This is a genomic window from Psychrobacter sp. CoH-33_TS_01 (genome assembly GCF_058189395.1).
In genome coordinates this window covers 1-248 of record NZ_JBVGQI010000088.1, presented here as the reverse complement: position 1 = coordinate 248, position 248 = coordinate 1, and the positions used below count along the sequence as shown (strand labels likewise).

The window sequence follows — 248 nt, the reverse complement described above, 5'->3', positions numbered from 1 at the left end:
CGTCGGGGACGCCGTGGATCGCGGTCAACCCGAACGCGGCGCGGATCAACGCCGAGGCCCAGCGCGACGACCCGCGGTCCGTTCTCTCGCACTATCGCGCGCTCATCGCGCTACGCCACGGCGAGCGGGTGGTGTCGCACGGCGGCTTCGAGCTCCTGCTGCCGGAGCATCGGACCGTGTTCGCGTACACCAGGACGCTCGGTCGGCGGCAGCTGCTCGTGATCGCGAACCTGTCCGGCGAACCGGCC

Annotated in this window: 1 protein-coding gene; it reads left to right on the top strand. The window is 71.8% G+C overall.

Features of this window, described 5'->3' with window-relative positions; all coding sequences use genetic code 11:
- On the top strand, positions 1-248 hold a 248-nt coding region (locus tag ACZ2XM_RS15645; RefSeq protein ID WP_490619037.1), incomplete at both ends, for an alpha-amylase family glycosyl hydrolase.